Genomic DNA, 24,411 nt, shown 5'->3' with positions numbered 1-24,411 from the left:
CCGCAAACACGTCCCAGTGGCGTGTTTGCGGGACTTGTCGCATATTTCTGAAGTAAGTGCAACGCCAACGCGCGGAAGTACGTAACAGGTATGGAAAGGGTCTGATCCGGACCGATCTCGGGGGCATCCATGTGGGGCGATGAGGCAGTGACCGCCGTTGTGGCGGCTCGCCGCGCCCGACTCCAGGTCCTCGACGAGCAACGGATCCACGCAGGCGATCGGGCGCCGGGGGGCGTCGTCTGTGTGGATCTACCACCGGGCGTGACAGGGGCAGGTCCTCGGGACTGCCGATCCGCCCGGTCCGATGGGCGGGGCTATGAGCGCGACCAGGACGGCGCTCGCCCTGCCCGGCGGGACCCCGTCCGCGCCGCCGCGATCCCCGAGCGCTCGGGCGCCGGGTGTAGGCGCTGACGGGGTCCCGTATCCCCATGCCGTGCACTGACGTCAGGAGAACACAATGAGCTCGAAGATCCTCGGGGGACTGCGGCGGTCGGTGGTGGTGACGCTGTTGGCGGGTGCCTTCGTGGCCGCCGGTGCCGGCGTCGCCTGCGCCGACTCGATCAAGGCTCCGGATCGTGGGCCCGTCGGTCCGATGACCATCTCGGGAGAGGCGGCGGGGAGTGACGGTGCCGTGACGGTGACGACCGACGGTACGGCCGTGGTGATCAGCGGCCGCGGGCACCTCGAGTCCCCGATCGACAACGCGACCGCCGGTGTGGTCCACCATGACGAGGACACCGGGTCGCCCCTGCGTCGCGGCCGCGACGCCGATCTCGACTCCGACCTGATCGGGGTGGCCGGGGGCTCCACCGGTGACGCCTCGTCCATGGACGTCGTCGCCACGGTTCGGATCGGGGCGGAGAAGCACTACCACGTCCCGGCTGGGCAGGCCGTCGGCAAGCCCTGATCGGCCGGACGGCTACGAGACACATCGGGGGCCACCGGGATGTTCCCGGTGGCCCCCGATCGTGGTCTACGTGTGGCCGAGATCAGGCCTCGTCGACGTTCTTGATCGCGGAGATGTCGAACTCGAGCTTGATCTTCTCGGAGACGAGCACGCCACCGGTCTCGAGGGCGGCGTTGAAGGACAGGCCCCAGTCGGTGCGGTTGATCGCCACGGCACCCTCGAAGCCGACGCGGGTGTTGCCGAACGGGTCCTTGGCGGAGCCGGTCTGCTCGAACGGGACGGTGACCGACTTGGTGGTGCCCTTGATGGTCAGGTCACCGGTGATGTTCCAGGTCTCGCCGTCGAACTCGACCGCGGTCGACTCGAAGGTGATCGTGGGGTAGGTCTCGTTCTCGAAGAAGTCACCGGAGAGCAGGTGACCGTCGCGGTCGGCGTTGCCGGTGTCGATCGAGTTGGCGTTGATCGTGAGCGAGACCTTGGACTTGGCCGGCTCGGCGGTGTCGATCGTCGCGGTGCCCTCGAACTCCTTGAACGAGCCGCGGACCGTGGTCACCATCGCGTGGCGAGCCGAGAAGCCCAGGCGGGTGTGGGCGACGTCGAGGGTGTAGTCACCCGAGATGTCGTCGATGGCGGCGGTCGGGGTGTCGAACTCGGTCTCGGCGGGGGCCGTGTCCTTCTTGCTGAAAATGCCCATGGCGGGTGCGCTCCTGGAAGAATTGGTTGAAACTGCAAGCATCATAACGGGGGAATCTCGCCCAATGTTCCCGCTCTCGTGGGTGTTTCCGACGGCAGCGGAAGATTGGTTGCAGTGACAACGCTATCCCCAAACACACGAGGCCCGCTCCCCTGTCGGGAGCGGGCCTCGGAAGCTTTGAGCGGTTGTCAGGCAGCGTGACGAGTGGTCGCGGGGGCACTGACTTCGACCCAGCGGGCCTCCATGTGCTTGCGGCCGCGGCGGTCGACGACAGGGAGCCAGCGCAGCTCGAGCTTGCCAGTCACTTTATTTCCGTTCATCAGACACCTCCTGTTCACCTTGTGTTCACCTAAGGTACCGCACCCCCACCCGTATGTCCAAGTAGTTGGCTAGACGGCGCGGTGCGCCCCACTTGGCGGTGCGGGAGCGGGTGTAGTTCGCGTCGTCCGCCCCACTTGGTCGTTAACCGGTCAGTTCTGCCCGAAATCGGGCAGAAATTTGAACGCCGTCCTGTGAGTGGCCCACAGTTGGTGGGTGACTGCTGAGCAAGCGCTGATCGATCACCTGGTCGCCACCACCGGGCTCCCGCCCGCGGAGGCGGCTCGAGTGATCGAGGACGTGGTGGCGTACTTCGACGAACCGGTCGAGGCCTACGTACGCCGCCGGCATGCACAGCTGAAGACGTACGGCGCGAAGAACGACGCGATCTTCGCGCGGCTGACCGAGGAGCTTCGGGGGCGGGTCGTTGCCGCCCCGCAGCTGACCGAGCGGCAGCTGCGACGGCTCATCTACGGATAGGACGGACAGGACACATGTGCGGAATCGTCGGCTACATCGGGCCCCAGCAGGCTGCGGGTCTGCTCACCGAGGGGTTGGCCCGGCTCGAGCACCGGGGCTATGACTCGGCGGGAGTCGCCGTGCTCGGCAGCAGGCTGCAGGTGGTGAAGAAGGCCGGGCGGGTGCGCGATCTGGTCGATGCGCTGCCGAAGCGGTTCGCCGGCAAGGTCGGCATCGGGCACACCCGGTGGGCGACGCACGGCCCGGCGAACGACACCAACGCGCATCCGCACGTCTCCGCCGACGGCAAGGTGGCGGTTGTCCACAACGGGATTGTCGACAATGCCGCCTCGCTGCGAGAGCGGCTCACGGAGGCGGGCGTCGAGCTGGTCAGTGACACCGACACCGAGGTCTTCGCCCACCTGATCGGATTGTCGACTGCAGACAATCTGGAGGCGAAGGTCGTCGACGCGCTCTCTCAGGTCGAGGGCACCTGGGGTCTGGCCGTCGTGCACGCCGACTTCCCCGACCGGATGGTCGTCGCCCGCAACGGCTCGCCGCTGATCGTCGGCGTCGGCGACGGCGAGATGTACGTCGCCTCTGACCTCGCCGCGGTCGTACGCCACACCACCACCGTCGCCCACCTCGACGACGGTGAGCTGGCGACGGTCACCGCGACCGGCTTCACGACGTTCCGCCAGGACCTGACGACGACCACCACGACGGCTCGGGAGGTCGACGTGGACCCGTCGGCGTACGAGTACGGCGAGCTCGCCGACGAGCCGCGGATGTTCACCGAGATCCTGGAGCAGCCGTCCTCGGTCGAGCGGGCGCTGCGTGGCCGGCTCGACGAGCGGTTCGGCACCGCGCACCTCGGCGGGCTCAACCTCGACCCGCGCGAGCTGCGCGCGATCCGCCGGGTGAAGATCCTGGGCTGCGGATCCGCCTACTACGTCGGTCAGATGGGTGCCGGGCTGATCGAGGAGCTCGCCCGGATCCCCGCCGACGCCGAGGCGGCCTCGGAGTTCCGCTACCGCAATCCGATCATCGAGCCCGACACCCTCTACGTCGCCGTCTCCCAGTCCGGGGAGACCATCGACACCCTGCTCGCGGTCCAGGAGATCCGCCGCAAGGGCGGGCGCGTGCTCGGTGTCGTCAACGTCGTCGGCTCGGCGATCGCGCGCGCCGTCGACGGCGGGATCTACCTGCACGCCGGCCCGGAGATCGCGGTCGCCTCGACCAAGGCGCTGACCAACATGTACGTCGCGTTCTCCCTGCTCGCGCTCCAGCTCGGTCGCGTCCGCGACCTCTCGATCGCCGACGGGAAGCGGCTGATCTCCGGCCTGCAGGCGCTGCCGACCCAGATCGAGGAGATCCTCAAGAGCGAGTCCCACCTCGAGGAGGTCGCGGCGCGCCTGGCCGAGGCGGAGTCGATGTTCTTCGTCGGCCGCGTGCGCGGCTACCCGGTCGCCCGCGAAGGGGCGCAGAAGCTGAAGGAGATCTCCTACCGGCACGCGGAGGCCTACCAGACCTCCGAGCTGAAGCACGGTCCGCTCGCGCTGATCTCGGAGTCGGTGCCGACGGTCGCGATCGTGCCGCAGGACGAGCTGACCGACCGCAACGTCGCGGCACTCCACGAGATCAGCGCTCGCCGCGGGCCCCTGGTCGTCGTCACCCACCCCGAGGTCGACCTCGGCGAGCTCGACGCACTGCGGGTGGACGTACCGAAGAACGAGGTCGAGCTCGACCCGATCCTGCTGACCATCCCGCTCCAGCTGATCGCCTTCCATGCCGCCAAGGCCCTCGGCCACGACGTCGACAAGCCGCGGAACCTTGCAAAATCGGTAACGGTCGAGTAGCCGATAGCGGTTCAATCAGGCCATGCATCTGGCGGCGATCAATCTCCATCCGGTGAAGTCCACGGCGATCAGACCGGTGGAGGAGGCGTACGTCGGCAGGGCCGGGATCGTGGGTGACCGGGAGTGGATGGTCGTCGACGGCAGCGGCAAGCTGGTGACGGCGCGTGAGATGCGGGAGCTGTTCACGGTCGTGGCCGACACTCCGGCGACCGGTGGTCCCGACGGCGTGGACCTGCTGCTGAGCCGCGCCGGCATGGACCCGCTGGAGGTGTCGGCGCCCGGGGAGGAAGCGCCGATGGTCGACGTACGGCTCTTCGAGAAGGCGCTCACCGCGCGTGCCGTCGGCGATGCCGCGGACGCCTGGGTGAGGAAGGCGCTCGGCCGCGACGACCTGAGGCTGATGTGGTGCGCCGACCCGGCGAAGCGGCCGATGAACCCGGCCAAATACCGGCCCGGTGAGTATGCGTCCTTCCACGACTCCTCGCCGGTGTCGCTGATCTCGGACGCCTCGGCCGCTCAGATCGACGAGTGGGCCGACGACGACGTCCCCGTCGGGCGGTTCCGGGCCAACCTGCTGATCGGCGGCGTCGCGGCGGCCTTCGCAGAGGACGACTGGAAGGAGGTCGCGATCGGCGGCGCCCGGTTCCGTGTCGCCGCGCCGATCGACCGCTGCGTGATGACCACCATCGATCCGGAGACGCTGACGAGCGGCAAGGACCCGCTGCGTACGCTCGCGGTGCATCGCAAGTGGGACGGCAAGGTCTGGGCGGCGATACACCTCGCCGTCGTCCATCCCGGCGAGATCGCGGTGGGTGACGAGGTCGTCGTCTCGGAGTGACGGGGGCCACCGCGCCGAGGAATGTCGAGATAGTGCTATAAGGGCCTACCGTTGGATGGTGAGCACCGACGCTGATTCTGCCGTATCCACCACCTCCGCGCCCGAGGAGCCCAGTGGTGCGTCCAGCGTGGAGGCGGACCAGGGTCCGACCTTCGACTCACTCGGTCTGTCCGCGAGCGTCCTCGAGGCTGTGAAGGCCCTCGGCTACGAGACGCCGAGCGCGATCCAGGCCGCGACCATCCCCACCCTGCTCCGGGGCCGCGACGTCGTCGGTCTCGCTCAGACCGGCACCGGAAAGACCGCGGCGTTCGCGCTGCCGGTGCTCTCCAACCTCGACGTCTACCAGAACGCGCCGCAGGCGCTGGTGCTCGCGCCGACGCGCGAGCTGGCCCTGCAGGTGTGCGAGGCGTTCGAGCGCTACGCGTCCAACATCGACGGCGTCCGCATCCTGCCGGTCTACGGCGGCCAGGGCTACGGCCCGCAGCTGACCGCCCTCCGCCGCGGCGTCCACGTCGTCGTCGGCACGCCCGGCCGGATCATGGACCACCTGGAGAAGGGCACGCTGGACCTGTCGCAGCTGCGCTTCCTGGTGCTCGACGAGGCCGACGAGATGCTCAACATGGGCTTCGCGGAGGACGTCGAGACGATCCTCGCCGAGACCCCCGAGGACAAGCAGGTCGCGCTCTTCTCCGCGACCATGCCTGCCCAGATCCGCCGGCTGTCGAAGAAGTACCTGCGCGACGCCGAGGAGATCTCGGTCAAGGCGAAGACGCAGACCAACACCAACATCACCCAGCGCTACCTGATGGTGTCCTACCCCCAGAAGGTCGACGCCCTCACCCGCATCCTCGAGGTCGAGAACTTCGAGGGCATGATCGTCTTCACGCGCACCAAGTCCGAGACCGAGTCGCTGGCCGAGAAGCTGCGCGCACGTGGCTTCGCCGCGACCGCGATCAACGGCGACATCGCCCAGGCCCAGCGCGAGAAGACCGTCAACCAGCTCAAGGACGGGTCCTTGGACATCCTGGTGGCGACCGATGTCGCGGCTCGTGGCCTCGATGTCGAGCGGATCTCGCACGTCGTCAACTACGACCTGCCGACCGATGTCGAGGCCTACGTCCACCGCATCGGTCGTACGGGTCGCGCCGGCCGCACCGGCGACGCGATCTCGTTCGTCACCCCGCGTGAGCGGTGGCTGCTGCGCGCGATCGAGAAGCACACCAAGGCGCAGCCGGTCCAGATGCAGCTGCCCTCGGTCGATGAGGTCAACGCGACCCGCCTCTCCCGCTTCGACGACGGCATCACCGCCGCCCTCCAGGAGGGCGAGAAGATCGAGTTCTTCCGCGACGTGGTGCGTCACTACGTCGAGGAGCACGACGTGCCCGAGGTCGACGTCGCCGCCGCGCTGGCTGCCGTCCTCCACGGCGAGGAGCCGCTGCTCCTCGAGCCGGAACCGGAGAAGCCCGCGTACGACGAGCGCCGGGGCCGTCGCGACCGCGACGACCGGGGCGAGCGTGGGTCCGGTGAGCGTCGCGAGTCCTCGCGCTCGCGTGGCAACGGGCAGCCGCTGGCGACGTACAAGATCCAGGTGGGGAAGCGTCACCGCGTCGAGCCGCGCCAGATCGTCGGCGCCATCGCCAACGAGGGTGGCCTGCGCCGCGCCGACTTCGGCAACATCTCCATCCGCAACGACTTCTCGCTGGTCGAGCTCCCCGCCGATCTGGCCCCCGAGACCTGGAAGGCGCTCGAGTCGACCCGCATTTCCGGGAAGCTCATCGAGCTCTCGGAGGACTCCGGCGGCCCCGTGCGTCGCTCGGGTGGCCGCTTCGACAAGAGCGCGCGTTACGGGAAGCCCGACGCCGGCGAGCGTCCTCGGAAGCCGCGGCAGAAGCGCAAGTTCGACTGACCCGAGAAGTCGCCCGCGTCGGCCGAAGCGTCACGCGCGTCGGTCGAACCGGCCCGATGGTGACATGTCGGCCGACCGGAGTGACGTCTCGGCAGAAGTCAGCAGGCGGCGAGGGTGCGCTGAGCTGAGAGGGCGACCAGCGCGAACGGGGCGGCCATGAAGGCGAGCGCGCAGAGTGCCAGGATCACGGTGAGGCCGCCGGTCAGGACGAGCATGGTGAAACCGATGATCGGTACGACCATGGCGGTGGCCAGCGACCAGGTCGCGGTGAGGCGGGCAGTACGGCGCCCGACCGGCAGCCAGCGCTGACCGATCGCGGTCACCGCCAGGGCGATGACGGCGCCGACGGTGCCTGCTGTGCCGACGTACGCGATGACGATGTCGAGCACGTGGAACAGGCCGCTGTCGGGAGCGACGGAGTGGGCGCTCGCGCCGAGGTCGATCCCGCCGTCCCACAGGAACGCCTGGGGGATCATGACGAGGACGAGCAGGATCGCCGTACGCCGGGCGGCATCGATCGCGACGGTGTCGCGGAAGCCGGGAGCAATGTCGTCGACGGAGCCGAAGTCGCGCAGCGCCAGGGCCTCGGCCTCGGCCGTCGTGTAACCCGCCGCGGTGTAGGCGGCGGTCGCGTCCTCGAGGTGGTCGCCGGCCTCGCGCAGCAGGTCGCGCCGGGTCCAGCTCGGGCCGGGGATCGCGGCGCGCAGGTCCGCAAGGTAGACGTCGACGGCGCTCATGCGCCCATCTTCTGCCGCCGGCCGTGTTGGCCACATCAGGGAACTCCCTGAATGGGTCTCCACAACTGCGGGTTCGGCCCCCAGAAGTGCCGTCTCGGCCGACGTAAGTGCCGTTTCGGCCGACGGGGGTGCCGTCTCGGGCGACGGGGGTGACGCCTCGGCGGGTCAGGCTTCGCCGAGCACGCCGGAGACCACCTTGGCGAAGGTGCGCCACTCCTGGCGGTGGGCGGCGAGGGCGTTGCGGCCGGCGGAGGAGAGCTCGTAGGTGCGGCGCTTGCGGCCGCCGACCTCGGACCAGGAGCTGTCGAGGTAGCCGGCCTTCTCCAGGCGGCGCAGAGCCGGGTAGATGGTGCCGGTGGGGAGGTCGAGCTCGCCACCGCTACGGGCGCTGAGGGCCTCGATGATCGCGTAGCCGTGGAGGGGCTGCTTCTCGACGACGGCCAGGATCAGCGAGTCGAGGTGGCCACGGAGGGCGTCGGCTTTCATGTAGACAGCCTACACAGCCCGGCGTACATTGTCTTCATACATGTTGTCTGTCTACAGGTAGCCAGACAATCACGGACAAGGAGACATGATGACCGTCCAGACGACCACGAGACCCAGTCCGCTGCGGCGGCTGGCGTCGTTCTCCCAACGCCACCACTGGACCGCATTGCTGCTGTGGGTGGTGGTGCTCGTCGGCGTGACCGCGGCGGCGCAGGGCATCGGCGACGACTACCGCAACTCCTTCGACATCCCCGGCACGCAGTCGCAGGAGATGGCCGACCTCCACGCGAAGCACGGCGGGTCGACCGGCGACGAGGTGCGCGCGGTCATCCACGACGAGCGCGGCTGGGACACCGACCAGCAGGCCGTCGACGACCTGCTCGCCGACCTCGCCGAGGTCCCGCACGTCGAGAGCGTCGAGGCCGCCGACCCGCAGCGTGGGTCGGTGAGCGAGGACGGTACGACCGCGCTGGTCACCATCGTCATGGACGCCGAGCCGGGTGAGCTCCCGATCAGCGCGTACGAGCCGTTCCTCGAGATCGCGGACGAGACCACGACCGACGACCTCCAGGTGGAGATGGCCGGCGACTCGATGCGTGAGGTGAACGAGGGCGAGGGCGGCAGCTCCGAGGGGATCGGCATGCTCGCCGCGCTGGTGATCATGCTGTTCATGTTCGGATCGTTCCTGGCTGCGAGCCTGCCGCTGATCACCGCGATCTTCGCCGTCGGCACCACGTTCGGCGTGGTCACGCTGCTCTCCCACCTGACCACGATCCCGGACTACACCGCGCCGATGCTGATGATCGTCGGGCTCGGGGTGGGCATCGACTATGCGCTGCTGGTCTTCTCCCGCTACCGCAGCGAGCTGCTCCACGGCGCCACCCGCGAGGACGCCACCTCGACCGCGATCGACACCGCCGGCCGCTCGGTGCTCTTTGCCGGCGTCAGCGTCATCCTGGCGCTCTGTGGCCTCTACGTGCTGCAGCTGACCTCGATCCAGGGGGTCGTGCTCGGTGTCGCGCTCACCGTCCTGATGACCATGATCGCCGCGGTCACCCTGCTCCCGTCGCTGCTGACGCTCTTCGGCAAGCGCCTGGAGAAGTCCGTACGCCGCCACGCCGCTCGCTCCCGCCGCGAGCCCGGTCAGCGGTGGCGTGCCTGGGCAGGCGGCGTCCAGCGGCACCCGTGGGCCGCGCTGGTCGTCTCTCTGGTGGCTCTCGGCGCCCTCGCCACCCCGGTCCTCGGGCTCCAGCTCGGCTTCGCCGACGCCGGCAACGACGACACCTCCTCGACGACGCGGAAGGCCTACGACCTGGTCAGCGACAAGTTCGGTCCCGGTGCCAACGGCCCGCTCATCGTCATGACCGAGGGCTCGCAGGGGCAGGCGGTCGCGGCGTACGAGAAGCTCCAGGGGTACGCAGGTGTGGCCGCCGTGACGCCGCCGCAGCCGTCGGCGGACGGCGCGGTGTTCACCTCCATCGCCTTCCCGGAGACCGGCCCGCAGGACGCCGAGACGACCGAACTGGTCAAGGAGCTGCGCGCGGACCTCGGCGACGACGTCCTCGTCGGCGGCTCGACCGCGGCGCTGATCGACTACTCCGATGCGGTCGCGAAGAGGCTGCCGCTCTTCATCGGGCTCGTGGTCGGGCTCTCCGCGCTGCTGCTGATGTGCGTCTTCCGCTCGGTCGCGGTGGCGATCAAGGCGGCGATCCTGAATGTGATCTCGATCGGCGCCTCGATGGGCGCGATGACGTACGTCTTCCAGGAGGGGCTGCTCGGGGTCGAGCCGGGGCCGATCGAGGCGTTCCTGCCGGTGATGACCTTCGCGATCGTCTTCGGCCTCTCGATGGACTACGAGGTCTTCCTGATCTCGCGGATGCGCGAGGAGTGGCTGCGCAGCGGTGACGCCCAGGAGGCGGTCCGGGAGGGGCTGGCGCACACCGGCGGCGTCATCACCGCGGCCGCCGCGATCATGGTCGTGGTCTTCGGCGCCTTCTGGTTCAGCCCGGACCGGATGCTGCAGGAGATGGGCTTCGTGATGGCGGTCGCCGTGCTGCTCGACGCGGTCGTGGTGCGGTGTCTCGTGGTGCCCGCCGTGATGCGGCTGCTCGGGGCCCGGGCGTGGTGGCTGCCGGGGTGGCTCGACCGGATCCTGCCGCGCCTCCAGAACGTCGAATGAACCCGGGTAAGCGGGTTCCGGACAGTTACTTGGACGTGAAACAAATTTCCTGCGGAGGCACGTAAGGGCGCGTACAACCGAAGGGAAGGGCCGCCACCGGTGGCCCCTGGCTTTCGGGAGTTGCCATGAACGTGATCTTCCGCCTGTCCAAAGTCCGCCTCGCGGTCTCCCTCACATCCATCGCCCTTCTCGGCGTCGGCCTCGCCGTCGCCCCAGGCTCCCCAGCCGCCGCGGCTGGGGAGCCTTACGTCGCCCTGGGTGACTCCTACTCCTCCGGGGTAGGCACCCGCAGCTACATCAACGACGGCAGCGAGTGCAAGCGGTCGACCCTGGCGTACCCGAGCCTGGTCGCCGCCGCGAAGAGCTACAGCCTCAACTTCCGCGCCTGCTCCGGTGCGGTCGTCGCCGACGTCGTCAACAGCCAGCTCAGCGCCCTGTCCAGCTCGACGCGCTACGTGACGATCTCGGTCGGCGGCAACGACGCCGGCTTCGCCGACGTGATCACCGAGTGCGCTCTGCCCGCCTGGGCGAGCGACTGCGCGGGAGCGGTCGCGGGTGCGCAGAGCTACATCCGCAACACGCTCCCGGGCAGCCTCGGGACGCTCTACTCCCGGATCCGTTCGGCCGCGCCCAACGCCAAGGTGGTGGTCGTGGGCTATCCGAAGCTGTTCATGGGCGAGGACTGCAACGCCTTCACCTGGTTCAGCCCGGAGGACGAGGCGATCCTCAACGACACCGCCGTGCTCCTGAACAACACCACGGCCTCGCGCGCGAGCGCCGCCGGGTTCACGTACGTCAACCCGATCAGCCGGTTCACCGGCCACGCGGTCTGCGACGACGTGGAGTGGATCAACGGCCTCTCCAACCCGGTCGAGGAGTCGTACCACGCCAACACCGCCGGCCACCGCGACGGCTACACCCCGCTGGTGAGTACGCCGCTCACCGGTGCCGCCGTCACCGCGAGCCCGTCGGTGGTCGCCGCCGCCGAGGCGACCGGCCCCGCGCAGGCCGCCAAGCAGAGAAAGTACGCCGCTCTCGACCGCCACATCGAGCCGAAGGTGTTCCAGCCGCCGACCCGTGAGAGTCTGCAGAAGCTCGCGGACCAGCGCGGGATCGATCTGGACGCCTGGCTGGCGACACACTGATCGAACCGGCGGTGAAGCCGGGCGTGGGCCACTGGCCGCGCCCGGCTTCACAACCTCCGCGTTGGACAGGTGTAACCCAATCTTGGGGGCAAGGCTGATAGAACCGTCCCATGCGAGTCTCCCGGGGCATAGCGGCCCTTGCTGTTGCTCTACCGCTGCTTGCTGCCTGCGGTGGGGCCAAGGACCCGGGTCCGAGCATGTCGACCCTGACCACCGCGCTGGAGAGCGGCACGTTCACGAAGGTCGACTTCGTGGCGAAGACCGACCCAGCCGCCGTTGCCGCGGACTACGACGACCTCACCGGCAACCTGTTCGGGAAGCTCGGGGCGCCCGACGTGTCCGCGACCAAGCCGACCTTCACCGGCCACGGCACTGACAGCGCGAAGTCGACGCTCAGGTGGGCGTGGGGGCTGCCGGGTGGCCGGTGGACCTACGAGTCGGAGGTCGAGCTCCGCAAGACCGGCGAGAAGTGGGAGTTCGTCTGGGCACCGACCGTGGTCGCGCCGACGCTCGCCGAGGGTCGCAGCCTGCACGTCGAGACCGTCCAGCAGCAGCGCGGCGAGATCCTGAGCACGTCGGGAGAGACCCTCGTCGCTGACCGGCCGGTCGTCACGGTCGGCATCGACAAGACCCTGATCGACCCGGTCGCGGCGCCCGCGGCCGCTCGAGACGTCGCCGCGATCGTCGGCATCAACCCGAAGCGCTACGCCAAGCGGGTCCGCGCGGCCGGCGACAAGGCCTTCGTCGAGGCGATCTCGATCCGCAAGCCGATGATGACGAAGGCCAAGGCGGCCAAGATCGGCCGGATCAAGGGCGCGGCGATGCTCAACCGGACCCTTCCGCTCGGCCCGACCAAGGAGTTCGCCTCCCCGGTCGTCGGCATCGTCGGTGAGGTGACGGCCGAGATGATGAAGAAGAAGCCCGGCACCTACCTCCCTGGCGACCTCGTCGGCCTCTCCGGGTTGCAGGCGCGCTACGACGACCAGCTGCGGGGCAAGCCCGGGCTGCAGGTCTCGGTGCTCGGTGACGAGGGCGAGGTGCTCAAGAAGCTCTTCAGCACCGATCCGATCGACGGGAAGTCTCTGACCATCACCCTCGACGCGCGGATGCAGAAGAGCGCCGAGAAGATCCTGAAGCAGGTCAAGCCCGAGAGCGCCCTGGTCGCGATCCGGCCGAGCGACGGCGCGGTGCTGGTCGCCGCCAACGGCGTCGACAACAAGATGAACCTGGCCACCTACGGTCAGGCAGCCCCGGGATCGACCTTCAAGGCCGCGACCACGCTGGCCCTGCTGCGCAAGGGTCTCCACGCCGACAGCCGGGTCACGTGCCCCGCCAAGGCGACCGTCGACGGCAAGACCTTCAAGAACGACTCCTGGTACCCGAAGTCCGCCCTCGGCGAGATCACGCTCGCCCACGCCGTCGCCGAGTCCTGCAACACGGCCATGGTCGGCGCAGCGAGCGAGGTCGGCCACGCCGAGATCGCCTCCGCGGCCGCCTCCCTGGGCTTCGGCATCGACCGCGACGCCGGCTTCACCTCCTACTTCGGCCAGATTCCCGAGCCCGCGGTCGAGACCGAGCACGCCGCCGACCTGATCGGACAGGGCAAGGTGCTCGCCTCCCCGCTCGTGATGGCCACCGTCATCGGCTCCATCCAGGCAGGTCACACCGTGGTCCCGAACCTCGTCCAGGGCCAGACCGCCAAACCGTCGGGCGTGAAGCCGCTCGCCGCCGCCGAGGCTGCGGAGCTGCGTACGATCTTCCGGAGCGTGGTCACCGACGGCACCGGGCGCGGCCTGGCCGACGTGCCGGGCAAGCCGGTGATCGCCAAGACCGGCACCGCCGAGTTCGACCGCAACGGCAAGCGCCTCACCCACACCTGGATGATCGCGGCGCAGGGCGACCTGGCCGTGGCGGTCTACGTCGACGAGGGCGAGAACGGCGCGGCCACCTCGGGTCCGCTCGTCGAGGCGTTCCTGCGGATGGTCAACGAGCGCTAGGCAGCCGACGCCGCCCGCGCGAACCATCGTCTCCCGTGCTGTCCGACCTGGATGGGGTAGGCGAAGGCGAGCGACACATGCTCGGTTGTGAGGACGTCCGTGATCGGACCGGACCTGACGATGCGTCCGTCGTTGAGGAGAACCGCGTGCGAGCTGCTCGGCGGGAGCTCTTCGAGGTGGTGGGTGACCAGGATCGAGGCCAGCTCGGGGTGCGTGTGCTCGAGCGCTGCGATGGTCACCAACAGCTGCTCACGCGCCGCCACGTCGAGACCGGTGGTCGGCTCGTCCAGCAGGAGCAGGACGGGCTCGCAGACGAGCGCACGAGCGATCAGGGTGCGGCCGCGTTCACCCTGCGACAGAGTCGGCCACTTCGCCTCGTGCTTCCCCGCCAAGCCGATCTGCTCGATCAGGGCGTCTGCGGCGCGGACCTGGTCGCTTGTGGGCCGCCAGCGCGGCGGTAGCTCGATGGAGCCGGTGAGCCCCGTCAGCACGACCTCGCGAAGCGTGAGCGGCGAGGTTAGCGGGTGTCGTGGATTGACATGACCGATCGAACGGCGCAGTGCTTGCAGCTCGACGCGACCGACCCGGTGGCCGAGGACATCGACCGTCCCGGACGTGGGATGCGTGAGCGCACCGCAGAATCCCAGGATGGTGCTCTTGCCGGCACCGTTGGGACCGATGAGCGCCCAGTGCTCGCCCGGGCGGACCGCGAAGCTGATGGCGTCGAGGATGGTCCGCTCGCCGCGCCGGAACGTGACGTCGGTGAGCTCGATGACCGGCGGTGGCTGGGTCATACTCCCGGTCGTCACCCCAGGGCCGCCTTCAGTCCGGTGAGGTGGGCGCGGCTGAGTCGCGCCGCCGCTGCCCGATCGCGGTCGATGATCGCTTGCACGAGCTCGGCATGTGCTTCGTGATCATCCCCTGATGAGTTCGCATCGCACGGGGTCTCGGCCGGACGGAGATCGAGCATGTCGATCATCGCCTCGCGGACGCGTGGCACGAACCCGTCGAAGAGGTCCAGCAGGACGATGTTGTGGGCAGCGGCCACGACGGTGCGGTGCACCACCATGTCGGCGTCGACGTACTCCTCGGTGCTCTGGCCGGCCACGACACGCCGCGCCAGAGCGCGTCGCATGGCTCGCACATCCGCTGCCGTACGCCGCTGCGCAGCCAGTGCGGCGGCCTCGGTCTCGATGGCGATCCGGCCCTCGATGACCGCAGCGATGTCTGCCTGACGCAGGACGACGTCCCAGTCGTCGCTGACGTCGAGTGCGGTGACGAAGACGCCGGCACCCTGCCGTGTCTGGAGTACGCCGCGGCCCGCCAGCTGTCGGATCGCTTCGCGAACCGTCGAACGGCCGACGCCCAGCTGGGGACCCAGCGTGGTCTCGCCGGGGAGCTTCGCCCCGATCTGCCACTCGCCGGCACGGATCCGCTCGAGGAGGAGCTTCGCGGCCTGATCAGCCAGCGAGGTCCGCTGCACCTGTCCCATCACCCGCTCCTCTCAGACCGCGAGGTCGGTGTCGTCGGTGATCGTGAGGATCCCGCTGGGACGGTCCAGCGCGGCGACCGTGCGCTCCGCGGCGGCGTCGACCTGGATGCTAGGGCCGGCGGGGAGGGCGTCGGGGTAGAACGTCCCAGGGCCGTAGAACTGTCCGTAACGCAGCACCGTGCCGCCGTAGCCGAGGACGGCGTCCTCGAGTGCCCGCACGGCGTCGGCACCGCCTCCGGGCGGCAGGTCCCAGGCCACGCTCTGAGCGAGGAGGCGCGTGCATCCGGCCGCTGTGGCCGCCGCGATGAGGTTGTGCGTCCCCTCGATCCGGATGCGCGCGTTGTCGTCTCGTCGCTCTGGTAGCTCCTCGGCGGCGTCGGGGAGGTCGGTGAGCTGGTGGAGGATCAGGTCAGGTCGGAAGGCCGTCGTCGCCGCGGTGAGAGCCGCGGTGTCGTAGACGTCGCACAGCACGGGCTCGGCACCGAGCTCCCGGACCAGTTCCGTCTTCGACGCGGTGCGGGTCATTCCGGCCACGGTGTGGCCGGCTGCGGCGAGCAGGGGCAGCAGGCGCGATCCGATCACCCCGGTCGCTCCGGCGACGAAGACTCTCAGGGTGGGCACCTCAGCGGATGTGATGACTGGTCGATCGCTCATGGAAGCACTCTACTTGTCTACTTGTCTGAGGAGTTGTAGCGTGGCCGTGTGCTGATCCAGCAGGTGCTTCTCCTTCTGTGCCACGGCGGGGCCTAGTCGAACCGGCTCCTCACCGTGGAGTCGAGACATGCGCCGGTTCATCTCTGATCCCCGAAGAGGAGGAACCACCAGCATGCCCAGCTTTCCCACCATCGCCACGCCCTCAGGTCCCGTCGCGGACGACGCTCCTGTCTGGAACCGGCAGCGTCGGTCTCAGATGCCGTCGTACCGTTATCGCGACGTCCATGCCCGCGTCGAGGTCCCCTTGGCCGAACGAGACTGGCCCACCCGCCGACTGACCCAGGCTCCGCTGTGGGTGCCGGTGGACCTGCGAGACGGAAACCAGGCACTGCCCGAACCGATGGATCCCGGGCGAAAGCGCCGCTTCTTCGAGCTGATGGTGGCGATGGGCTACAAGGAGATCGAGATCGGATACCCCTCCGCTTCTCAGACCGACTTCGACTTCGTACGCCTCGTCGCAGAGTCGGACATCGCGCCTGCCGACGTCACCATCGTGGTCTTCACGCCGGCCCGCCGGGACCTGATCGCGCGAACGGTGGAGTCGATCCGTGGCATCGCGAATCAGGTGGTGATCCACATGTACACCGCTACGGCCCCGACCTGGCGCGACGTCGTGCTCGGACGCCCGGCCGATGAGGTGAAGGAGCTCATCCTCCGCGGTGGTCGAGACGTTCTGGAGCTCGCTGACGACATGCCGAACGTGAGGTTCGAATTCTCTCCCGAGGTCTTCAATCTCACGGAGCCCGACTACGCCCTCGACATCTGCGATGCCATCACGACGCTGTGGGACGCGACGCCTGAGCGGCCTGTGATCCTCAACCTGCCCGCAACCGTCGAAGTCGCCACGCCGAACGTGTACGCCGATCAGATCGAGTACATGCACAAGAACCTTGCTCGCCGTGACAGCGTGATCCTCTCGGTGCACCCGCACAACGATCGCGGCACCGGAATCGCGTGCGCAGAGCTTGCGGTGCTGGCCGGCGCACAGCGTGTCGAGGGCTGCCTCTTCGGCAACGGAGAGCGCACCGGCAACGTCGACATCGCCACGCTGGCGCTGAACCTGCATGCGCAGGGCATCGACCCGATGATCGACTTCTCCGACATCGACGAGATCCGACGCACCGTCGAGCACTGCAACCAGCTCGAGGTGCATCCGCGTCATCCGTACGTCGGCGACCTCGTGCACACCGCCTTCAGCGGCACCCACCAGGACGCGATCAAGAAGGGCTTCGCCGAGCACGAGGGCAGGGCTGCGGGCGAGGACCGCCAGGGGAGCGAGATCGAGTGGCGAGTGCCCTACCTGCCGATCGATCCTGCTGACATCGGACGGAGCTACGACGCAGTCATCCGCGTCAACTCGCAGTCGGGCAAGGGTGGTATCGCCTACCTCCTCGCATCCGAGTACGGCATCGAGCTGCCGCGACGTCTCCAGATCGACTTCGCACGTCGAGTGCAGGAACACACCGACGCCACGGGTCGCGAGATCGACCCGGCACAGCTGCTCGAGCTCTTCGAGGCCGTCTACCTCACCGGCGAGACGGATGGCATCGAGCTGGTCGACCTCGAGTCCGGGAGCCGCGACGGCACCAGCCGTACGGATATCCGTCTTCGCATCGATGGAGTGGAGCACAGCGGTTCCTACGACGTCGGGCCCGTCGAAGCCACCGCCCAACTGCTGGCGGAGCAGCGCATCGGCGTCGACATCCTGTCCCTGCACCAGTCCTCGCTCAGGTCCGGGAACGACAGCGAAGCCCTGACCGTCATCGAGTTCCGCAACGGAGTCGGCGTCCACTGGGCCGCGGGACGAGACCGGTCCGTGCTGATGGCCAGTGTGCGAGCCGTGCTCCACGCTGCGCGCGCCACCGCCGGGACCCTCGTCCAGGCCGCGGAGAGCTGAGGGCTGGCGAAATAGAATGTGGCCCGGCCGTGAGGCCGGGCCACAATCGATGTCCCTCGGTGTCTCTCCACCGACGGGGGGAACAGTAGAGAGACTCGAGAGGCGAGCCTGGCGGCCTTTCGGCCGCGAGGCCCGGTCGAGGCTTGGAGTGCTCCCTCCCTACGTCGACGTGGATACATAACCAGACTTGAATCTGGCTGTCACGTTTATGTCCCTTTTCTACAGCCTTCGTGACCGAGTGTTGGCAAGCTGTGGATCGATCACTGAGGGACGTGGTTGGAGGGGATCTCCGCGGTGCCGATCTCGGTGTCGTTCTCGGTGGTCGTGGCGACCGCCTTGCGGAGCATCGACCCGAGGTCGACACCGGTGGTCGTCTTGAGCATGTTGAGGGTCTGGACGACGTTGTCGTTGACCTGCTTCGGGATCGCGCCGGCACCCTCGGTGGAGAGGACGGTGAGGCTGTCGATGGCGCTGATCGGCGCGGCGACCTCCTTGGCGATCCGGGGCAGCACCTCGATCAGCATCTGCAGCACGGCGGCGTCGTTGTAGGACGCGAACGCCGCAGCGCGCTTGTCCATCGCCTCGGCCTCGGCCTGACCGACGGCCAGGGTGGCGGCAGCGCTCGCCTCACCCTCGGCCCGGGTGGCCTCGGCGCCGGCCAGACGCAGCGCCTTCTGCGCGTCACCGCGCTTGGCCCCCTCGATGGCCTCGGCCTCGGCCAGCGCGGCACGGCGGGCCTTCTCCGCCTCACCGGTGAGTCGGGCCTGCTCGGCGTCCGCCTCGGCGGCGGCGATCGTGGCGGCCTTGCGGGCTTCCGCAGCGGCGATCTCGGAGTTGCGGCGAGCCTCCGCCTCCTGCTCGACGCGGTAGCGCTCGGCGTCGGCGGGCTTGCGGACCTGCGTCTCGAGCTGGCGCTCGGTCAGCGCCGCCTGGCGTACGGCTACCTTCTCCTGCTCGGTGAGGATGGCCTGGTCGCGGTCGGCCTGGGCCAGCGGACCGGCCGCGGTGGCGGCGGCAGCGTCGGTCTCGGCCTTGATCTCGGCCTGCTTCAGCGCGAGGGCACGCTGGGCGACCGCGATCTCCTCCTCGGCCTTGATCCGGGCCTGCTCGGCGGCACGGCGAGCCTCCGCCTCGGCGATCGAGGCGGCCTGGGTGATGCGGGCGGCCTCGGGACGGCCGAGGTTGGTCAGGTAGGAGCCGTCGTCGGTGACGTCCTGGATCTGGAAGGTGTCCAGGATCAGGCCCTGGCCGGTGAGCGACGACTCGGACTCGTCGGCGACCCGCTGGGCGAACGCGGCCCGGTCACGGATGATCTGCTCGACGGTCAGACCGCCGACGATCGACCGCAGCGCGCCGGCGAGCACCTCCTGCGTGAACGGCTCGATCTCCTCCTGCTGGGAGAGGAATCGCTGCGCGGCCAGTCGGATCTGGTCGGCGTTGCCGCCGACCTTCACGATCGCGACCCCTTCGAGGTTGAGCTTGATGCCCTGTCCGGAGACCGCGCCGCGGATCTGCACCGAGATCCGGCGCGAGGAGAGATCCATGACCGCCAGCTTCTGGACGAACGGGACCACGAAGACACCGCCACCGAGCACGACCTTCTGGCCCGACAGGTCGGTGGTGAGCTGGCCGGTCTCCGGGTTGAGGACCGCCTTGCCCTTGCGGCCGGTGACGATGAAGGCCTGGTTGGGCCCGGCGACCTTGTAGCGGCTGGTGACCAGCAGCAGGAGCAGGATGACGAGTACGACAAGGCCGGCGATCGGCACCAGCGGTTCCATGGGGACCCCTTCAGGTCAGGAGGTGATCTCGCGCCACGTCGGCGCGACGGTGACTGCCGTCGGTGAGAGGACCCCGGTCACGTGCACGGCGGTGCCAGGCGTGATCTCCTCGTCGAGGTCGGGCGCCTTGGCGTTGTAGGTCACCGTGTGGCCCCCGAGGGCGACCCGCACCACGCCGAACCCACCGGCCGGGATCGTGGTGATCACGGCGGCGTCCAGCCCGACGGCGGCGTCGCCCGAGGGCACCGCGTCGGTGTGCTCCTCCTTCAGCAGGCGGGTCAGCCACAGCGCGAACCAGGCGAAGAGCGCGCCGCCCAGGACCCCGATCCCGATGGCCGGGATCGTGCCGAGCGGACCGACGGCCAGCGCGCCACCGAACCCGAACGCGGACACGAACCCGCCGATCGCGGCGGTCGAGAACCAGTCGGCATCGAGCGCGCCGCCGAGGAAGCCGTCGAGGAGGTCGCCGATCACCAGTGACACCAGCAGGAGGCCCAACCCGACGGCTCCGATGATCAGAAACGTCGTCACGCCAAACCTTTCGGCAGAGTCTCCACACTGAGCAGCAGTCTGGTGCGGACTTTATCCGTGGAGCCGGGGGCTTGTCCGCCCTATTCGAAGGTCCAGAGAAGAAGCTCGGTCGGTACGCCTGCACTGACCGTGAACGCCGGCGGCAGGTCCTCGCCGGCGGTGATCTCGAAGGCGTCTCCGGCGGTCAGCGGCTCGGCCATGCCGCTACGCAGCAGGGCGCCGGTGGCGACGTGGAGATGGCGGAGGCGGCCCTCCGGGAGGGTGATCTCGGCGGGCCCGTCGGTGCCGACGTGGCCGACCCACAGCGACCCCTGGTCCAGGTGGACCGCCTCGACCCACTCGCCCTCGACCGGGGTGACGTCGTGGACGGCGTACGCCGGCTCGCCGGTGCTGCCGGAGACCCAGACCTGGATGAAGCGGGTGCCGGCGGCGGAGGCGAACTCGGAGTGGTCGACGCCGTCGCCGGTCGTGAAGACACCGACCTGGCCGCGGGAGACGGTCCCGGTGGCGCCGGTCGAGTCGGCGTGGGTCACCTCGCCGGAGATCGGCCAGGTGACGATCGTGACCCCGGCATGGTGATGGTCCTCGAATCCCTCCCCGTTGCGCAACAGGTGCTCGTCGTAGGTCACGATCGGGCCGAAGCCGACGCGGTTGGGGTCGTAGTGGGGGCCGAAGGAGTAGGTGTGCCAGGTGATTTTTCCTGGCCGGAGGCCGGGTGGACGTTCCGTGAATCGGGCGGTTCCTCGGCGGATCTGGGCAGTCACAGTCATGATTGTGCCGTGGCGTTTCCCAAGTTCCCGACTGGCTTCGTGTTCGGCACTGCAGACGCCACCCGGCCGGGGGGCGAGCAGGACGTTGCGCTGCTCACGCGTCTCGGTGCGCCGGGATACCGGTTCGCCGTCTCCTGGAGCGAGCTTCAGCCGGGTGGGCGCGGTGTCTTCGATCCCGATGCCCGCGCTCGTTACGACCGCCTGGTCGACGAGCTGCTCGACGCCGGCCTGCGCCCCTCCGCAACGCTCTACGCCGGCGAGCTGCCCGAGCCGCTGGCGGCCGACGGCGGCTGGCTCAACCGCGCCACGGTCGACGCGTTCGGTGAATACGCCCAGACGGTCGCCGACCTGATCGGCGACCGGGTCCCGGAGTGGGTGCCGGTCCAGGACCCCAACGTGGGCGCCTACCTCGGCTACGGCCTCGGCACGATCGCGCCCGGGCGCCGGGCCGGCTGGGGAGTCGTCGCTGCGATGCACCACCTGCTCCTGGCCCACGGCCGCGGCGTGCAGGTGCTGCGGGCCGCTGGAGTGGCGACCGTCGGGTGCGCCACGCACCACGAGCCGATCTGGCCGCTCTCGGAGGACCCGGCCGACGTCGGCGCCGCCAAGCTCGTCGACCTGGCCTGGAACGCGGTCCCGCTCGAGGCGATGCTGATGGGCCGCTACCCACGTGACCTCGCCGGCCTGGCCGACGAGGTCGTGATGCCGGGCGACATGGCCGCGATCCGGTCGCCCCTGGACTTCTACGGCGTCAACTTCTTCGCCCCGCAGCGCATCGGCGCCTCGGCCGAGGGCGACGAGATCCCGTTCCGGATGGTGCCGCTCGTCGGCTACCCCGCCACCGACACCGGCTGGGGCGTGGTGCCGACCGCGCTGCGGGAGTGGCTGATCATCACCCGATCCCGCTATCGCGCCGCGATGCCGCCGATCGTGGTGACCGAGTGCGGTGCTGCGTACGACGCCCCGGTGGTGGACGGCGAGGTCGACGACCAGGCCCGGATCGACTACCTCGAGGCCCACCTGGAGGCGGTCTCGGCCGCGATAGAGCGTGGTGTCGACGTACGCGGCTTCTACGCCTACACCCTGCTCGACCGCGACGGCTGGGAGGCGCCGTTCACCGGCAAGGACTGGGAGGACGGCGTGGGCGGGAAGTACGGCTTGGTGCACGTCGACGCCGCGGGGGTGCGTACGCCGAAGCGCTCCTTCGGGTGGTACGCCGAAATGGTCGCCGCCCACGCCGAAGGAGCGCCCACCGGCTAGAGCATCTCCTAGAAGGCCAGCTTCTCGCCGATCGCCTTGATCGCGTCCATGTCGCCCGGGTGTGGCACCCACGGGAGGGTGAGCGAGTCCTTGGACTTGTCCGTGTAGCGCGGGATCACGTGGAAGTGCAGGTGGAAGACCGTCTGCCACGCGGCCGGCCCGCAGTTGTTGAGCACGTTGACCCCGTCGGCCTGCAGCACGTCGACCGCTCGCCTGGCGACCGCCTGGGCGGCCTTCGCGGTCGCGGCGTAGACCGCCGGGTCGGCCTCCAGGACGTCCTTGGTGTGCGTCTTCGGCACCACCACGGTGTGGCCCTCGGCGGCCGGTGCGATGTCCATGAAGGCGTACGTCTCGTCGTCCTCGTAGACCTTCGTCGACGGGATGTTGCCCGCGACGATGTTGCAGAACAGGCAGTCGGGATCGCTCATGCGAGGAAGGCTACAGTCCGGCGGCGACCTCGGTGCCCTGCTTGATCGCGCGCTTCGCGTCGAGCTCGGCCGCGACGTCGGCGCCACCGATCAGATGCCAGTTGTCACGCTCCGTCCAGAGGTTGCGCACCGACTCCTGGCCGGCGCAGAGGATGACGTGGTCGACCTCGAGCGTGTGCGGCTGGCCGTCGACGGCGTAGTGGAGCGTGACGGCGTCGTCGCCCGCCTCGATCTTGTCGTACGTCGCACCTCGGACCTGCTTGACGCCGTCCTGCTTCAGGTGGGCGCGGTGAGCCCAGCCGGAGGTCTTGCCGAGCCTGATGCCGATCGGGGTGGACTTCCGCTGCAGCAGGGTCACCTGACGGGCCGGGGCCTCGAGGACCGGCGTGGTGAGACCGCCGCGGAAGGTCGCCGGGTCGCCGACGCCCCAGCGGGCCTTCCACTCGTCGAGGGTCTCGGGCCGGTGGGTCAGCCAGGCGGACACGTCGACGCCGATGCCGCCTGCACCGATCACCGCGACCCGGCGGCCCGGGACGACCCGGCCGGAGAGCACATCGGCGTACGTCACGACCCGCTCGTCCTCGGAGCCGGCGATCTGCGGCACCCGCGGCGTGACGCCGGTGGAGACGATGACGTGGTCGAAGGGCTTGAGGTCGGCGGTGGTTGCCTCGGTGTCGAGACGTACGTCGACGCCCAGCACCTCGAGACGCCGGCCGAAGTAGCGCAGCGTGTCCTTGAAGTCCTCCTTGCCCGGCACCGCCATGGCGAGGCGGAACTGACCGCCGATCTGCGAGGACTTCTCGAACAGCGTCACCTCGAAGCCGCGCTCGGCGGCCGAGGTGGCGGCGGCGAGGCCGGCCGGGCCGGCGCCGACGACGGCCACGGTCGCCTTCACCCGGGTCGGGGAGAGCACCAGGGTCGTCTCGCGTGCGGCACGCGGGTTGACCAGGCAGGAGGCGGCCTTGTTGGAGAAGGCGTGGTCGAGGCAGGCCTGGTTGCAGGCGATGCAGGTGTTGATCTCGTCGGTGCGGCCCTCGGCGGTCTTCTTGGCGAACTCGGGGTCGGCCAGCAGCGGCCGGGCCATCGAGACCAGGTCGGCCTTGCCCTCGGCGATCGCCGCCTCGGCGAGCTCGGGGGTGTTGATCCGGTTGGAGGCGCAGACCGGGATGTCCACCTCGGCCTTGAGGCGCGCGGTCATGTCCAGCCAGGCACCGCGCGGGACCTGGGTGATGATGGTCGGCACCCGCGCCTCGTGCCAGCCGATGCCGGTGTTGAAGACGGAGACGCCGGCGTCCTGCAGCGCGTACGCGAGCTCGACCGTCTCCTCCCAGGTCTGACCGTCGTCGACCAGGTCGAGGATCGAGAGCCGGAAGATGATCGGGAAGTCGTCACCGACCAGTTCTCGCGAGCGCCGCACGATCTCGACCGGGAACCGCATCCGGTTCGTCAGGGTGCCGCCCCAGCGGTCCTCGCGCTGGTTGGTCCGCTCGGCGAGGAACTGGTTGATCAGGTAGCCCTCGGAGCCCATGATCTCGACCGCGTCGTAACCCGCCTTCTTCGCCAGCGCGACGCTCTTGGCGAAGTCGGAGACGGTCGCGTCGACGGCCTTGTCGGAGAGGGCCGCGGGCTTGAACGGGTTGATCGGCGCCTGGACGGCGGAGGCGCTGACCGAGAACGGCGTGTAGGCGTAGCGGCCGGCGTGCAGGATCTGCATGGCGATCGCGCCGCCCTCCTCGTGCACCGCGCCGGTGACCCGGCGGTGCTGGGCGGCGTGCAGCCGGGAGCTCATCTCGCTCGCGAACGGCTTGAGCCAGCCGCGCTTGTTCGGCGCATAGCCGCCGGTGATGATCAGCCCGGTGCCTCCGCGTGCGCGCTCGGCGAAGTAGGCCGCGAGCTTGGGGATGTCCCAGGCGTGGTCCTCGAGACCGGTGTGCATCGACCCCATCACCACCCGGTTGCGCAGGGTGAGCGGCCCGATGGTGAGCGGAGAGAGCAGGGATTCGTACGCCATGGCCG

21 protein-coding genes are annotated in these 24,411 nt (G+C 69.3%); 10 read left to right on the top strand and 11 right to left on the bottom strand.

Features of this window, described 5'->3' with window-relative positions; genetic code table 11:
* Positions 1-457: 457 nt before the first annotated feature.
* Complete coding sequence (locus G5C66_RS05950) at positions 458-907, top strand: hypothetical protein (protein WP_165110048.1); 450 nt, start codon at positions 458-460, stop codon at positions 905-907.
* Between the two features lie 82 nt (positions 908-989).
* Here the strand turns inward: G5C66_RS05950 and G5C66_RS05945 are convergent, their stop codons facing one another.
* Positions 990-1,601: a YceI family protein gene (locus tag G5C66_RS05945; RefSeq protein ID WP_165110047.1), complete on the bottom strand. Its 612-nt coding sequence runs from the start codon at positions 1,599-1,601 to the stop codon at positions 990-992.
* A gap of 534 nt (positions 1,602-2,135) precedes the next feature.
* On the opposite strand from G5C66_RS05945, the gene G5C66_RS05940 reads away from it, so the two are divergent.
* Genes G5C66_RS05940 through G5C66_RS05925 form a run of 4 tightly spaced genes read left to right on the top strand, consistent with a single transcriptional unit; the run spans position 2,136 to position 6,981 of the window.
* Positions 2,136-2,399, top strand: coding sequence for a hypothetical protein (locus G5C66_RS05940; protein ID WP_165110046.1), 264 nt, complete (start codon positions 2,136-2,138; stop codon positions 2,397-2,399).
* Positions 2,400-2,413: 14 nt separating this feature from the next.
* A complete protein-coding gene (glmS, locus tag G5C66_RS05935) occupies positions 2,414-4,237 on the top strand; it encodes a glutamine--fructose-6-phosphate transaminase (isomerizing) (RefSeq protein ID WP_165110045.1) in 1,824 nt (607 codons plus the stop codon).
* A gap of 22 nt (positions 4,238-4,259) precedes the next feature.
* Positions 4,260-5,075 carry an MOSC domain-containing protein gene (locus G5C66_RS05930; protein ID WP_165110044.1) on the top strand — a complete coding sequence of 272 codons (816 nt, stop codon included), beginning with the start codon at positions 4,260-4,262 and terminating at the stop codon, positions 5,073-5,075.
* A gap of 55 nt (positions 5,076-5,130) precedes the next feature.
* Positions 5,131-6,981, top strand: coding sequence for a DEAD/DEAH box helicase (locus tag G5C66_RS05925; RefSeq protein ID WP_206443779.1), 1,851 nt, complete (start codon positions 5,131-5,133; stop codon positions 6,979-6,981).
* A gap of 98 nt (positions 6,982-7,079) precedes the next feature.
* On the opposite strand, the gene G5C66_RS05920 is transcribed toward G5C66_RS05925, so the two are convergent.
* Positions 7,080-7,718: a permease prefix domain 1-containing protein gene (locus G5C66_RS05920; protein WP_165110043.1), complete on the bottom strand. Its 639-nt coding sequence runs from the start codon at positions 7,716-7,718 to the stop codon at positions 7,080-7,082.
* Positions 7,719-7,883: 165 nt separating this feature from the next.
* Positions 7,884-8,204, bottom strand: coding sequence for a PadR family transcriptional regulator (locus G5C66_RS05915; protein ID WP_008356007.1), 321 nt, complete (start codon positions 8,202-8,204; stop codon positions 7,884-7,886).
* A gap of 88 nt (positions 8,205-8,292) precedes the next feature.
* Here G5C66_RS05915 and G5C66_RS05910 point away from each other — a divergent pair, with 88 nt between their 5' ends.
* The 3 genes from G5C66_RS05910 to G5C66_RS05900 all read left to right on the top strand — a co-directional run bounded on the left by G5C66_RS05910 (position 8,293) and on the right by G5C66_RS05900 (position 13,525).
* The gene (locus G5C66_RS05910; RefSeq protein WP_165110042.1) at positions 8,293-10,383 is read left to right on the top strand and encodes an MMPL family transporter; all 2,091 of its coding nucleotides are present in this window, start codon (positions 8,293-8,295) and stop codon (positions 10,381-10,383) included.
* Positions 10,384-10,508: 125 nt separating this feature from the next.
* The gene (locus G5C66_RS05905; RefSeq protein ID WP_165110041.1) at positions 10,509-11,528 is read left to right on the top strand and encodes an SGNH/GDSL hydrolase family protein; all 1,020 of its coding nucleotides are present in this window, start codon (positions 10,509-10,511) and stop codon (positions 11,526-11,528) included.
* 197 nt (positions 11,529-11,725) lie between these two features.
* A complete protein-coding gene (locus tag G5C66_RS05900) occupies positions 11,726-13,525 on the top strand; it encodes a penicillin-binding transpeptidase domain-containing protein (RefSeq protein WP_165110040.1) in 1,800 nt (599 codons plus the stop codon).
* Here the strand turns inward: G5C66_RS05900 and G5C66_RS05895 are convergent.
* From G5C66_RS05895 to G5C66_RS05885, 3 genes are read right to left on the bottom strand one after another with little or no spacing between them, the layout of a single operon-like run.
* Positions 13,522-14,334 carry an ABC transporter ATP-binding protein gene (locus G5C66_RS05895; RefSeq protein WP_338144079.1) on the bottom strand — a complete coding sequence of 271 codons (813 nt, stop codon included), beginning with the start codon at positions 14,332-14,334 and terminating at the stop codon, positions 13,522-13,524. The two genes, G5C66_RS05900 and G5C66_RS05895, sit on opposite strands and share 4 nt — an antisense overlap.
* On the bottom strand, positions 14,331-15,017 hold the full coding sequence (locus G5C66_RS05890) for a FadR/GntR family transcriptional regulator (RefSeq protein ID WP_165110039.1): 687 nt from the start codon (positions 15,015-15,017) through the stop codon (positions 14,331-14,333). The genes G5C66_RS05895 and G5C66_RS05890 overlap by 4 nt, the downstream gene beginning before the upstream one ends.
* A gap of 12 nt (positions 15,018-15,029) precedes the next feature.
* Entirely contained in the window at positions 15,030-15,671 is a 642-nt protein-coding gene (locus G5C66_RS05885) for an NAD-dependent epimerase/dehydratase family protein (RefSeq protein WP_165110038.1), read from the bottom strand.
* Positions 15,672-15,927: 256 nt separating this feature from the next.
* On the opposite strand from G5C66_RS05885, the gene G5C66_RS05880 reads away from it, so the two are divergent.
* Positions 15,928-17,628, top strand: a complete 1,701-nt coding sequence (locus G5C66_RS05880) for a 2-isopropylmalate synthase (protein ID WP_206443778.1) — start codon at positions 15,928-15,930, stop codon at positions 17,626-17,628.
* A gap of 260 nt (positions 17,629-17,888) precedes the next feature.
* Here the strand turns inward: G5C66_RS05880 and G5C66_RS05875 are convergent, their stop codons facing one another.
* The 3 genes from G5C66_RS05875 to G5C66_RS05865 all read right to left on the bottom strand — a co-directional run bounded on the left by G5C66_RS05875 (position 17,889) and on the right by G5C66_RS05865 (position 20,701).
* A complete protein-coding gene (locus tag G5C66_RS05875; protein WP_165110036.1) occupies positions 17,889-19,406 on the bottom strand; it encodes a flotillin family protein in 1,518 nt (505 codons plus the stop codon).
* A gap of 15 nt (positions 19,407-19,421) precedes the next feature.
* Positions 19,422-19,937, bottom strand: a complete 516-nt coding sequence (locus G5C66_RS05870) for a hypothetical protein (RefSeq protein ID WP_165110035.1) — start codon at positions 19,935-19,937, stop codon at positions 19,422-19,424.
* An 80-nt stretch (positions 19,938-20,017) separates the two neighbouring features.
* On the bottom strand, positions 20,018-20,701 hold the full coding sequence (locus G5C66_RS05865; protein ID WP_165110034.1) for a pirin family protein: 684 nt from the start codon (positions 20,699-20,701) through the stop codon (positions 20,018-20,020).
* A 45-nt stretch (positions 20,702-20,746) separates the two neighbouring features.
* Here G5C66_RS05865 and G5C66_RS05860 point away from each other — a divergent pair, with 45 nt between their 5' ends.
* A complete protein-coding gene (locus tag G5C66_RS05860) occupies positions 20,747-21,967 on the top strand; it encodes a glycoside hydrolase family 1 protein (RefSeq protein ID WP_338144078.1) in 1,221 nt (406 codons plus the stop codon).
* A gap of 8 nt (positions 21,968-21,975) precedes the next feature.
* On the opposite strand, the gene G5C66_RS05855 is transcribed toward G5C66_RS05860, so the two are convergent.
* Entirely contained in the window at positions 21,976-22,395 is a 420-nt protein-coding gene (locus tag G5C66_RS05855; protein WP_165110032.1) for an HIT family protein, read from the bottom strand.
* A 10-nt stretch (positions 22,396-22,405) separates the two neighbouring features.
* Positions 22,406-24,406, bottom strand: coding sequence for an NADPH-dependent 2,4-dienoyl-CoA reductase (locus G5C66_RS05850; protein ID WP_165110031.1), 2,001 nt, complete (start codon positions 24,404-24,406; stop codon positions 22,406-22,408).
* Between the last annotated feature and the right edge of the window lie 5 nt (positions 24,407-24,411).

Origin of the sequence: Nocardioides turkmenicus (assembly GCF_011045035.1) — a bacterium.
Classification (GTDB): domain Bacteria; phylum Actinomycetota; class Actinomycetes; order Propionibacteriales; family Nocardioidaceae; genus Nocardioides; species Nocardioides turkmenicus.
Note: the sequence above shows the minus strand (reverse complement) of the source record. Positions and strands in the feature narration are given on the sequence as shown.